The following is a 12,873-nucleotide window of genomic DNA, read 5'->3' as shown; positions in this document are numbered from 1 at the left end:
CCGCGTGGTACAACGGGGCCTCTCCGTCATCGCAGAGGCATCTCATAACCTTGCGTGGCGGTTTTCTTTCACTGAATGCCCACTCAGCGAAAGAAAACCGCCACCGGCGGCATCAGCTCACAGCTCGGGCAGTTCGCGCGAGGCGATGAGCTTCCTGTACCACTTGAAGCTGTCCTTCGGGGTGCGTTCCTGCGTCTCGTAGTTCACGTAGGTGATGCCGAAACGCTTGGTGTAGCCGAAGGCCCACTCGAAGTTGTCGAGCAGCGACCACACGAAGTAGCCGGCGAGCGGCACGCCGGCCTCCATCGCGCGGCGGGCCGCGTCGAAGTGCCTGGTGAGGTAGTCGATGCGGTCGTCGTCATGCACGGCCTTAACCGTTTCACCGGTCGCCGGATCCGTCTCCTCGACCAGCCGATCCGGGCAGGCCATGCCGTTCTCGGTGATGAACAGCGGGTACTCCGGGTAGTCGTTGTGCAGCCGCACCAACAGGTCGTACAGGCCGTTCGGGTCGATGTTCCAGCCCATTTCGGTATGCGGGCCGTCGGTCGGCAGCCAATCGATGTCGCTGCAGCCGGGGAATACGCTCGCCGCAGTGGACTGCGGGAACTGCGGGCGGTCGCTCATCGCGACCAGACCGGTCGAGTAGTAGTTCAGACCGAGCAGATCGATCGGCTGGTGGATGATGTCGAGATCGCCGTCCTTGATGAATTTCCAGTTGCAGAGGCCCTTGGTGACCGCGAACAGCTCGTTCGGATAGTAGCCGCGCAGCATCGGATCAAGGAAGACGCGGTTGCCGATCAGATCGGTGCGGTGCACGGCGTCGGCATCGCCGCGGTTGACCTGGAGGTTGAGCGTGACCGCGACCTTGGCGTACTCCTTCGTGATCGTCTGGTGAAGCGCTTCAGCAATCAGGCCATGCGCCAGGTTGACGTGATGCACGGCCTCGAACGCGGCCGGCCCGTCCCCGAGGCCCGGGGCCTGCTCAGTGCCGCCGTAACTCAGGTAGGAGACGCACCATGGCTCGTTGACGGTGATCCACGTATCGACGCGATCGCCGAGACGCTCGCCCATCACGCGGGCGTACTCGGCCACGCGCCACGCGGTGTCGCGGTTGAGCCAGCCGCCCTTGTCGCCGAGGTACTGCGGCAGATCCCAGTGATAGACCGTGGCGCACGGCTTGATGCCGGCCTCGAGCAGTTCGTCGACCACGCGATCGTAGAAGTCGACGCCCTTCTCGTTGACCGGGCCGCCGTCGGTCGGCAGGATGCGCGGCATGGCGATGGAGAAACGATAGGAATCGACGCCGAGGTCCTTGAGCAGGGCGATGTCCTCCTTGTAGCGGTGGTATGAATCAGTGGCCACGTCGCCGGTGTCGCCGTTGACGGTATGCCCGGCGTGGGAGAACGTGTCCCAGATGGACGGGCAGCGGCCGTCCTCGTCGACCGCGCCTTCGATCTGGTAGGAGGCGGTGGCGGTGCCGAGCATGAAGTCCTTGGGCAGCTTCATGGGTGGTTCCTTTCTCGATTCACGTGATCGCTTGTTCGACGTTGGCCAATCGTACGGGGCATGGCGGGGCGCATCTGTTTGGGTATCCGACGAATCGGCAACGGCCGCCATCATTAGCGACCAATTGGTAGTTTACTCCATGTTCGTTCAGGACACCACATCTTCCATTAACCGGTTAAGATGTTGCGCATACTGGATTCGACCAAGTCAATAATCACCGCGACGCCGTGCACCGGACTACAGTTGGCATCATCCAAATCAATGAAGAGCCAGGAGTACGCCATGCACAACGGTCACGCATCCGACACCGCATCCACAGATCACGTCACCATCACCCCCGGCAACCCGGCACTGCGTACGATGGGCCGCATCGACGACGCCGACCCCGAACGTCCGATCTGGGTCTTCCCATACACGCAGGCCGCGTTCCGCTTCACCGGCACGTCGCTCACCGCAACCGTCGTCAACCATTGGAATTACGGCGATACGAAGATCGGCGTCATCATCGACGGCATGCAGACCGCCGTACGAATCCCTTCCGGAGCAGCCGACCCGGCAGTCAACACCGCCTACGCCGACGGCAACGTATACGGCCCGGTCACGGTCACGCTGGCCGAGAACCTGCCGAACATCGAACACGAGGCGGTCGTGTTCAAGCGCCAGGACGGCATGCACTACCTCGAGATCCTCGGATTCGGACTCGACACCGGCGCCGAGATCATGCCGCCGCTCGATCCTGCACCGACCCGCCGCATCGAGGTGTTCGGCGATTCCGTCTCCTGCGGAGAGCGCAACGAGGCCGCGCTGTACGTCGGCAAGGCCGACCCGGACGTCGACCTCAGCGGGTACAGCAACGCGTGGTATTCGTATGCGGCGATCACCGCGCGCAATCTCGGCGCGGCGCTGCACGACACGTCGCAGGGCGGCGCGGCGCTGATCGACGGCATCGGCTGGTTCTGCGGACCGGATTACATCGGTCAGGAAAGCATCTGGGACCGCATCGAGTACAACCCGGCGCTCGGCGAGACGAAACCGTGGGATTTCGCGCGGTACACGCCGCACGTCGTGATCGTCGCGGTCGGGCAGAACGACTCCCATCCGGTCGATTTCATGGCCGAGGACTACCACGGCGAACAGGCGTCGCACTGGCGCGCCCGGTACGTGGATTTCCTGCGCGGCATCCACGCGCGATATCCGAAGGCGACGATCATCTGCACGACCACCGTGCTGCGCCACGACCCGGCATGGGATCGAGCCATCGACGAGGCCGTACGCGAGTTTAACGCGACGATTGGCGAGCCGACGAGCGAACCGTTCGGCACGACCCGGTACGCCGCTGCGGATACCGCGGACAGTGCGCATCGCGCCGTGACCGGCACGGCCGCGGCATGCACCGCCACGGACCTCACGCACCCCAAGGATGAGCACGGTGCCGTCGCCTACCATTTCCTGTATTCGCGCAACGGCGCCGCCACGCCGGGCCATCCGCGCGTGGCCGAGCACGAGGAGATGGCCCGCGAACTGACCGCGTTCATCCAGTCGCTGGGTGATGACATCTGGGAGGACTGATTCATGAGCGACATCAGTCACAAACGTATGGCCGCCGTCCGGTACGTGCGTCTCCCTTGAGGGAGGCTCCGCGGGCGCCGCGGCGGCATACACCCTGATCTGCCTGTGCGGATCCGGCACAAGAGGACTCCGCGAGTGCCGTGGTGACATCTTTTCTCCCTCCCGCGGCACCGTTCCGTCCTCTCCGCATCTTCATCTTTGCCGCACCATATCTCGCGCGCCCCTCCCGGGCATACGCCCGTTTCCGCACCCCAAACCGACCGTATGCCCGGGAGAATGTAACCGCAGGCCTGAGAAGAGAGGCCAAGCCCACGTCCTTCCCGGGCTTACGGCCGTTTCAGGCGCAACAGCAGACCGTATGCCCGGGAACTGAGCCCGAAATCTCGCCTCCGCCCGGGCATACGCCCAGTTTTGGCCTCCGAACCGGCAGTATGCCCGGGGAAAGACCGTTGCCTAGGATGGTATGGCCCACTCCCGGGCTTACGGTCTCTACGGATCCCCAAACCGGCCGTATGCCCGGGGAGCAGCAGTCACGGTCACCCCCTACCCGGGCATACGGCCGTTTCAGACGCAACAGCAGGCCGTATGCCCGGGAGAATGCGGCCGCAGCCCTGAGGGTCATAAGCCCCCACGCTCCTCCCGGGCTTACGGCCGTTTCCGCACCCCAAACCGGCCGTATGCCCGGGAGAATGTGGGCGCGAACCTTACGCCACCGAATGTCGGCCTATAACCCCGTTAGCATCGAATCTACGGATCAAATACGGATTAGTCCGTTTTTACGGACTTCGGCGCGGAATGCAGAAAACCCCGCAAGCCTTGGAATGATTGGGCTTGCGGGGTTTTGGCGGTGGCTCCGAGCGGCATCGATCCGCTGACCTAACGATTTTCAGTCGTTCGCTCTACCAACTGAGCTACAGAGCCAGTGAACAGTTGAAAAAAACCCGGCGAACCGGGTTTCTTAGCTATTCAAGCGACCCCGGCCGGACTTGAACCGGTGACCTCCGCCGTGACAGGGCGGCGCTCTAACCAACTGAGCTACGGGGCCGTGTTGTTCGTTGTGCGAAGCAACGAGTAGATATATTACAGATATCCGAGCCGAGCGCAACTCTCGGCGTGTCGCGCTCGCCGATCACGTCGCAAAATACCCTAAAACCGTTACAATTACAGGCTTTTTAAGCCCTCATCGTCATGCGCCGCATCACAGTGGGCAACGTAGCGTTTCAGGCTGATTTCACCGCGAAAACCAGCCTGAAATCATCGAGAAGACGCCCTCATCGGCGTGTCGCACCACCCCGCCACGCACACTCAGTACCGTGCATGCTCAGCGCCGCCCGCCGCGCACACCCAGCACCGCTCATCGCGCCACGCGATCACCGCGTCACGGTCACGGCACCATCCCAACCGGTCGACTGCCCATTGAACTCCAAACCCGGCAACAGCCCTTGCAGGCCCCGCAGATCGTCCAGATCATCCGGATCGATGCCATACTTGTACAGTTCGTCGAGCCCGACGCACTGGCCGTCGATCGTAAGCGTGCAATCCGTGGAGTACGAGTCGTCGCTATACGTGTAGCCGCGCTCGACCGCATCCATGAACGAGCCGATTCCCACGGCGATCGCCACGATCACCATCACCAGGATCACCGTGTTGACCGCACCGACGATGATGCCCGCGAGCGCAATGCCCCTGCTTTTCTCGCCGCTCCTGCTGATCTGGATCATCGCGATGACCGACAGCACCACACCGACCGGCGCGAACACGAACGCCAAGATGAATCCGACGATGCACATCGTGTTCCAACGCTGGTTCGCCGGCAGCGGATACGGGTAGGCGTACCCCTGCGGCGGGTACGGCTGACCAAGCTGACCGGACTGCGGACCACCTGCGGCACCGCCCGCATACCCGTAACCTGTTTGCGCGTACGGGTTGGGCGCGATGAATTCGGGCCCGTTCTGCGCATTCTGCGCGTAAGGATGATCCTGCTCATACGGATTTGGTTGCGGCTGCTGCGCATACGGCTGGCCGACGTCGGCCGGCTGCGACGTCTGCGAGTATTGCTGGCCGGCAGACGCAACCGGCTGCTGAGCATAGCCGGCGGCATCCGGTTGCTGCGGCTGGAAGGGGTTGGGTTCGGCCGCCGGGGACGCCTGCGGCGTTTGATCGTACCCGAACTGGGTGCCCTGTGGGTATGCGGAAGACGAGGACTGGGACTGCGGATCGTTGCCGAACGGCGTCTGCGGCGTTGCGTTGTTATCACTCATAACACCAGTCTAGACTGCGAACCCGGATGAATCGGTGAGACTCACCCGAGCAGCGCGAGCAGGTCGTCTTTGGTGAGCGCAGCAACCGAATGGCCGGACGCGCTGGAGGCCGCGTCCACGAACCGTTGAGCGAGATCGGTTTTCGAGCGCTGCAGGTTGAGGATGCGCTCCTCGATCGTGTCCTTGGCGACGATCTGGTACACGTTCACGTCCTGTGTCTGCCCGATGCGGTGCGCGCGGTCGGTGGCCTGGTTCTGCGCGGCCGCGTTCCACCACGGGTCGGCGTGCACGACCACGCACGCGCCGGTCAGGTTCAGGCCGGTGTTGCCGGCCTTGAGCGAGATGAGGAACACGGGCGTCTCGTCGCGGTTGAACTGCTCGACCAGTTCGAGGCGGCGCTTTTTCGGCGTGGCCCCGGTGATTGTGTCGTAGACGACGCCGTTCGCGCGCAGCCGTTCGGCGATGAGGTCAAGATAACTGGTGAATTGCGAGAAGATGAGCATCTTGCGGCCGGCGTCGCGGCACGAGTCGACCAGTTCGGCGATCGCGTCGAGCTTGGCGGAGCTGATCTTGCCCGGTTTGGAGGATGGCTTGGGAACCGTCTTGGCGACGGACGCGTCGTTCGTGCCAGCAGCCGGTTGAGTCGCGTTCGGGGCACCGGCACCCGCCGTCGCGCCGCCGCCCGCGTCACGTCCGGCGTTGGCGTACAGCAGCCGCGGATCGCAGCACACCTGCCGCAGTCTGGTCAGCTGCGCGAGGATCTGGATCTTGCCGGTGTTGAAGTCGGCCGGTTTTTGCTTGAGGATCGCCGACCGCAGCTGCTGTTCGAGCGCCGCGTACAGTTTGCGCTGTTCGCCGGCGAGCTGCACGGTGATGATGTTTTCGATCTTGTCGGGCAGATCCTTGAGCACCTGCGATTTGAGACGACGCAGGATGAACGGGCCGACGAACGCCTGCAGCTTGGCCTGCGCGGTCTCGTCGCCGCTGAGGATCGGCATTTCGAACCGGTCGCGGAAATGCGCGTAGGAGCCGAGCATGCCGGGCATGAGGAAGTCGAAGATGCTCCACAGTTCGCTCAGACGATTTTCGATCGGCGTGCCGGTCAGCGCGAACCGGTGCCTCGCGTCGATCGCGCGCACCGATTTCGAGGCTTTGGTGGCCGCGTTCTTGATGTACTGCGCCTCGTCGAGCGTCATGCAGAAGAACTCAAGTCCCGCATAGTCTTCGATGTCGCGGCGCAGCAGATCGTATGACGTGACGATCAGGTCAGGCATGTCCTCGGCGCCGTCCACCGCACTTCCCTGCCGAGAAGACTGTGGCGACTGCACGAGGCGTATCCCGTCCAATATCGCGCGTCGCGCCGCCTTGGAGCCAGCGACCGTTTCGACGCGCAGTCCGGGCGTGAATTTCGCCGCTTCGGCGGCCCAGTTGTATACGAGCGACGCCGGGCACACGATCAGGTTCGGTTGCCGGGCCGCCCGCGATTCGTCGCGCCGCGCGAGCAGGAACGAAAGCAGCTGCACGGTTTTGCCCAAGCCCATTTCGTCGGCGAGGATGCCGCCGAATCCCTTGTCGCACACCGCATTGAGCCAACGGAAGCCCTCAGTCTGATACGAGCGCAGCACGTCGGACAGCGGCTCGGGCACGTGATACATGTTCGGGTCAATTACGCGCAGACCGTCCAGGTATGCGCGGAAGCTCGCGTCCTTGCCGGCGTCGTCGACCTGATGGTCGAGATAGTACGCCTCGAACGCAGGCACGGTGAGCGAGCCGGATTCGACGTCGGCCGCGCGCAGGCCGAGGTCGGACGCGATCTCGTCCACGGCGCTCGTGTCGACGGTGCGCATGTCGACGAACGCCCCGTTGCGCAAACGATGGAACCGCTTACGTTTGCGATAGCTTGCAAGCAGGGCAGGCACTTCATCCGGGTCGATTTCGTCGGCGATCGGCGAGATCTCGACCAGACCGGATTTGACCGACAGACCGACCTTGATGGTCGGCCGCGGCATGGCCGACAGTCCGTCGAACGCGGGCGTGGCGTACACGTCGCCGAGACCGCGCAGGACGGGCAGCCCTTCGGTCAGAAGTTTGTAGATCGCGTTGTCGTCAGATTCGGGGATGAACGCGACCGAGCCGGCCGGACGCGGGAAATAGTGCAGCACGGCCTCCACCGCCAGGCGTTCCGCGTCCTTGTCCCGCAATAGATCGTCGGACGTGTTGCCGATGCCGTCGAAGACGTGGTAGCGCTTGTCGCCGTAGCGGGCCTGCACATCGCAGGTGATGCCCGTTCGGTCGCGGTCGAGGTAGATGGCGATGCGGCAGGGCACGCGCACGAGCCGCAGAAGTTCCGGCGGCAGGTCGATGCGCAGCCCGTTCGATGACCAGCTAGCGTCGTCGTCGATGTCCGGGGACGGCACGGCGGGATCGTTGTCGGCATGACCGTCACCAACGTTGTCATCGCCAACGTTGTCCTGCCCGGGATTGCCAACGTGAGCAGCGTTGGTCAGCAACGGCAGGATCGTCCGCGCGAACATCGTCACGTCCGCCGCACCAAGATACAGCGACGCCCGCTCGTCGTCGCCGCACAGCAGTTCCAGCAGTTCGCGGTTGCGGACGAACCCGGCATCGCAACGGTAGATCGTCGCCGGCTGGATCCCCGCTCGCGAGCGCGACGCGTTGGCCCGCAGCCAGTCCACCACGTCCGCGCCGTTCGTGATGTCTTTCGGGAACCCGTTGACGAACGGGCCGCCGATGCCGCCCGATCGCGCCGAACCGGCCGCATGTCCCGCACCGCCCACACGATCGTTCGCATCGGCGTCCAGCACCGCCTGCGACAACGGCCGCACGATCAGATACGTCGCCTTCTGGCCTGCGATGAACCGTTCCACGCACTGCGTATGCCGCAACACGTAGCCACCCGGATTCACGCCCGAGGCCGCACCGCCGCCACGTCCCGTCGTGGCGCCACCGTTCGTGCCACCGTTCGCATTGCCGTCATCCGCGCCATCGACCCGCTCCATAGCCAGCCCCAGATCAGGCGTGCCATCCACCACTCGCGCCGGCATGGACGGCATGTAATACCGCGCGGACGGCGCATAGTCGATCGTCTCGTCCGTACCGGCGTACACCTCGAACAGATCGGTGATCTCGCCGTCCGACAGCCGCATACCGGACGCGTCGGTCTTGCGAAGGTATTCATACGGATCACTGTCGATCGAACTGCGGATGGTCTGCGCGCGTTCGATGATGCCGAGAATGGCCTGCGAGCGCCGGTCGAACGCGTCACGCGTGTGGATGAACGCGAGTTTTTTGCCGTAGGAGATGAATTCCTGATTGGCGACCGCGTCGATCAGTCCGGCGATGTCCTTGACCACGTATGAAATGCCGCGCGAGGGAACCTGGATGCGCAGCTTGATGACGCAGCCGGCCGTGTCGCGCGTTTCTAGGGTGAGCCGCAGGGACACGCTGCCGATGGGCATGTGGCGTACGGCGCCGGTTTGGCCGCCCGCACTGGTGCCGCCCGCATCGGCGATGCTGCCGATCTCCTTGAGCAGGTCGAGCTGGCGGCTTTTCGCCTTGTCTTGCATGGCCGCGTCGCGTTGGCGCATGAAGGTGGCCAGTTCGCGCGAGGTGCGGCGCGTGGGGCGGGGCGGCTGGATGCCGGCGCCCGGCGTGCCGCCGTCGATGCGCTGGAACCATTCGCGGTGCTCGTTGTAGGCCATGACGAGAGCGATGACGTGTTTGCAGATGCTGTAGAACCGACCGTATGCGGGGCAGGTGCAGTGCGATGCGGTGATGTCGCCGGCGTCGATGTCGGCGAAGACCTGGTAGTCGTCGGCGTATCGGTCGGCGGCGGTGACGAGCGCGGTCAGGTGGATGCCGGTGCCGGATGGCGTGCAGGCGAACCGGTGCATGCGGTTCGAGGTGATGACCTCGCGGGCGCGGGCGTAGGATTTGCCGCCGCGTCTGCGCAGGGTCGCGTCACTGACGGTGGGGGCACCGTATGCGGTGTCGCCGGAGAATCCCGCGCGGCGGCGGACTGGCTCGCCGTACGCGTCGTAATCGTCGGCCTCGTCATATGCGCCGTACGCGGTGCCGTAATCGTCGTCATCATCGTCGTAGCTGCGATAGCTGCCCGATCCCGAACGGGAACCGTATACCGACGCGTGCCAGTCCATATATCAGCGCCCCTTCCGACGGATCATCATTCTTTCCATCCTAGACGCCGCCGCGCATAGCCGGTTCCGCTCATATAACAAAAACCGTGACCGGCGCAACGGACATGTGCACCGGCCACGGCGTGGAATCGAATATTGAAGCGCTAGTCGCGATCAGCGATCGGGCCCGGCCATTCCGGTTCACCCTGCGGCTCGCGGGCGGAGGCGATGGGCTCTTCGGGCAGGTGCTTGGCGGGGATGGTCTTAGGCTTGAACGGGAACTTCTCGGCGCGCATCTTCTCGTACGCGGCGATGTCGTCCTCGTGCTGGAGCGTCAGGTCGATGTCGTCGTAGCCGTTCATCAGACGCCAGCGCACGTAGTCGTTGACCTCGAACGGCAGCGTCACGTCGCCGCAGGTCACGGTGCGGTCCTCGAGCGAGACGGTCATCGTGCGGCCCGGCTCCTCCTCGAGCAGCTTCCACAGCAGCTCGACGGACTCCTGCGGCATGATCGCCGCAAGCACGCCGTTCTTCGCGGTGTTGCCGTAGAAGATGTCGGCGAAGCGCGGCGCGATGACCACGCGGAAGCCGTAGTCGTGCAGCGCCCACACGGCGTGCTCACGCGAGGAGCCGATGCCGAAGTCCGGTCCAGCGACGAGGATCTGGCCCTTCGCGTACTCGGGCTTGTTGAGCACGAAGTCCGGGTTGCGGCGCCACGCGTAGAACAGCGCGTCGTCGAAGCCGGTCTTGGTGACGCGCTTCAGGAACACGGCCGGAATGATCTGGTCGGTGTCGACGTTGGAGCGGCGCAGCGGCACGCCCACGCCGGTCAAAGTGGTGAGTTTTTCCATGGAATATCAGTCCTTTTACAAGATCGACAGGATCGCGTTACAGGTCGGCCGGCGAGGAGATCGTGCCGCGGATGGCGGTGGCGGCGGCGACCTGCGGCGAGGCGAGGTGCGTGCGAGAGCCCTTGCCCTGGCGGCCTTCGAAGTTGCGGTTCGACGTCGAGATCGACCGCTCGTCGGGCACGAGCTTGTCGGGGTTCATGCCGAGGCACATCGAGCAGCCGGCGTTGCGCCATTCCGCGCCGAAGTCCTTGAAGATCTTGTCGAGTCCCTCGCGTTCGGCCTGCAGACGCACGCGCGACGATGCCGGCACGACGAGCACGCGGTGGATCGACTTGGCTTTGTGATGGCCCTTCATGATCGCCGCGGCGGCGCGCAGGTCGTCGATGCGGCCGTTCGTGCACGATCCGATGAATACGGTGTCGACCGGGATGCTCTTGATCGGCGTGCCCGGCTCGAGATCCATGTACTTGAGCGCACGTTCGGCGGCGGCGCGCTTGGTCGCGTCCGCGATCTCGCTCGGCACCGGCACGTTCGCCGTGATCGGCAGGCCCTGGCCGGGGTTGGTGCCCCACGTCACGAACGGTCCGAGCTTGGTCGCGTCGATGTCCACGACCTTGTCGAACACTGCGTCGTCGTCGGTCTTCAGCGTCTTCCAGTATTCGACTGCCTTGTCCCACATCTCGCCTTCCGGCGCGTGCGGACGGCCCTTCAAGTACTCGAACGTCGTCTCGTCGGGCGCGATCATGCCGGCGCGGGCACCGGCCTCGATCGACATGTTGCACACGGTCATGCGCTCGTCCATGCTCATCTTGCGGATCGCCTCGCCGCGGTATTCGATCACGTGGCCCTGGCCGCCGCCGGTGCCGATCTTCGCGATGATCGCGAGGATGACATCCTTCGCAGTCGCGTCGGCCGGCAGCTCGCCGTTGACGTTGATCGCCATCGTCTTGAACGGCTTCAACGACAACGTTTGCGTCGCCATCACATGCTCGACTTCGCTCGTACCGATACCGAACGCGAGCGCGCCGAACGCGCCGTGCGTCGAGGTATGAGAATCGCCGCACACGATCGTCATGCCCGGCTGCGTCAGTCCCAGGATCGGCGCGAACGCGTGCACGATGCCCTGATCGGCGTCGCCCAGCGGGTGCAGACGCACACCGAACTCCTTGCAGTTCTTTTCGAGCGTGCTCAGCTGCAGGGCGCTCGTCTTGTCCGGATTCGGCCGGTCGATATCGACGGTCGGCGTGTTGTGGTCCTCAGTGGCGATGAGCTGATCGACGTGGCGCGGCTTGCGTCCTGCGAGTCGCAGGCCCTCGAACGCCTGCGGGCTGGTGACCTCGTGCATGAGCATCAGGTCGATGTACAGCAGGTCGGGTGCCCCATCGCTGCCCTTGCGCACCAAATGATCGGCCCAGACCTTCTCGGCCAGTGTCGTTCCCATTCGGAATTCCTCCTAATTTTTTTCCGCGGGGTCTTGTACTCTCGCGGCCTTCGTGGTATATAGCCTATGGTTTGGCGCCCGGGCGCCGCCCTGGGCGGCCGGTATATGAGATATGGAATGGACCATCTCAAACGGGTTCGCTCGCGCAATACCTCGCAACCCGCCCGGCCGCATTTTGCGTTTCACTATGTGAGATGGCATAATCGTCGTCTATGACTTCCTCCAGAGCAGACGAACCAACCATGCCCGAAGAGCGGCTTGACGAAGGCGAGACGATGACCGACCAGATCGAAGAGAACGACCAGACCGCGGACGACGAGAACGACGGTGCCGAGGAGCGCGCGAACGACGGCGAGATCCACTCCGGCGTCGGCGTGCTCGACAAGACCGTGAAGATCCTCGACGCGCTCGAGTCCGGCCCGGCCACGCTTGGTCAGCTCGTCGCCGCGACCGGACTGGCGCGCCCGACCGCACACCGCCTGGCGATCGCGCTCGAACGTCACCGTTTCGTGCTGCGTGACCAGCACAGCCGTTTCGCGCTCGGCTCGCGATTCGCCGAGCTTGCGGCGGCCGCCGGCGAGGACCGTCTGCTGACCGCGGCCGGCCCGATCCTGCAGACGCTGCTCGACCGCACCGGCGAGTCCGCGCAGATCTACCGCCGTCAGGGCGACCAGCGCGTGTGCATCGCGGCCGTGGAACGCGCCTCCGGTCTGCGCGATTCGATCCCGGTGGGCGCAATGCTGTCGATGGAGGCCGGCTCGGCCGCGCAGATCCTGCTCGCGTGGGAGGATTCCGAACGCATGCATCAGGGCCTGCGCCACGCAAAGTTCAGCGCCGCAAAGCTGGCCGCCGTGCGCAAGCGCGGCTGGAGCGAGTCGGTGAACGAACGCGAGGAGGGCGTATGCTCGATCTCCGCACCGATCCGCAACGCGTCCGGCCAGGTGATCGCCGCGATCTCGATCTCCGGCCCGTCCGGCCGTATGGGCAACGCCCCGGGCCGCCGCTACGCGCCACTCGTGATGGCCGCCGGCAAGTATCTGACCGACGCGCTCATCAAGGCCTCCTCCGGCCGCTGATCGACCTCGGCC

7 protein-coding genes and 2 tRNA genes are annotated in these 12,873 nt (G+C 64.5%); 2 read left to right on the top strand and 7 right to left on the bottom strand.

Translation table 11 applies throughout. The features are described 5' to 3' along the window. Positions 1-117 precede the first annotated feature (117 nt). Complete coding sequence (locus KIH76_RS07950; protein ID WP_219070178.1) at positions 118-1,506, bottom strand: GH1 family beta-glucosidase; 1,389 nt, start codon at positions 1,504-1,506, stop codon at positions 118-120. Between the two features lie 282 nt (positions 1,507-1,788). Here KIH76_RS07950 and KIH76_RS07945 point away from each other — a divergent pair, with 282 nt between their 5' ends. Next, on the top strand, positions 1,789-3,075 hold the full coding sequence (locus KIH76_RS07945) for a GDSL-type esterase/lipase family protein (protein ID WP_236036910.1): 1,287 nt from the start codon (positions 1,789-1,791) through the stop codon (positions 3,073-3,075). A gap of 848 nt (positions 3,076-3,923) precedes the next feature. On the opposite strand, the gene KIH76_RS07935 is transcribed toward KIH76_RS07945, so the two are convergent. The 6 genes from KIH76_RS07935 to leuC form a co-directional block, all read right to left on the bottom strand. Then, positions 3,924-3,996, bottom strand: a tRNA-Phe gene (locus KIH76_RS07935). A 50-nt stretch (positions 3,997-4,046) separates the two neighbouring features. Continuing rightward, positions 4,047-4,120: transfer RNA gene (locus tag KIH76_RS07930), tRNA-Asp, on the bottom strand. Positions 4,121-4,445: 325 nt separating this feature from the next. Continuing rightward, the gene (locus tag KIH76_RS07925; protein ID WP_214374118.1) at positions 4,446-5,336 is read right to left on the bottom strand and encodes a DUF4190 domain-containing protein; all 891 of its coding nucleotides are present in this window, start codon (positions 5,334-5,336) and stop codon (positions 4,446-4,448) included. Between the two features lie 41 nt (positions 5,337-5,377). Beyond that, a complete protein-coding gene (locus KIH76_RS07915; protein ID WP_236036909.1) occupies positions 5,378-9,514 on the bottom strand; it encodes a DEAD/DEAH box helicase in 4,137 nt (1,378 codons plus the stop codon). Between the two features lie 143 nt (positions 9,515-9,657). Further along, positions 9,658-10,344, bottom strand: coding sequence for a 3-isopropylmalate dehydratase small subunit (gene leuD / locus KIH76_RS07905; protein WP_219070176.1), 687 nt, complete (start codon positions 10,342-10,344; stop codon positions 9,658-9,660). Between the two features lie 37 nt (positions 10,345-10,381). Next, entirely contained in the window at positions 10,382-11,785 is a 1,404-nt protein-coding gene (leuC, locus tag KIH76_RS07900; protein ID WP_214374120.1) for a 3-isopropylmalate dehydratase large subunit, read from the bottom strand. A gap of 275 nt (positions 11,786-12,060) precedes the next feature. Between leuC and KIH76_RS07895 the strand changes: the two genes are divergently transcribed. Next, complete coding sequence (locus KIH76_RS07895; protein WP_420829265.1) at positions 12,061-12,861, top strand: IclR family transcriptional regulator; 801 nt, start codon at positions 12,061-12,063, stop codon at positions 12,859-12,861. Positions 12,862-12,873: the final 12 nt, after the last annotated feature.

This window comes from Bifidobacterium simiiventris, assembly GCF_019331715.1.
In the GTDB taxonomy this organism is placed as follows: Bacteria; Actinomycetota; Actinomycetes; order Actinomycetales; family Bifidobacteriaceae; genus Bifidobacterium; species Bifidobacterium simiiventris.
Note: the sequence above shows the minus strand (reverse complement) of the source record. Positions and strands in the feature narration are given on the sequence as shown.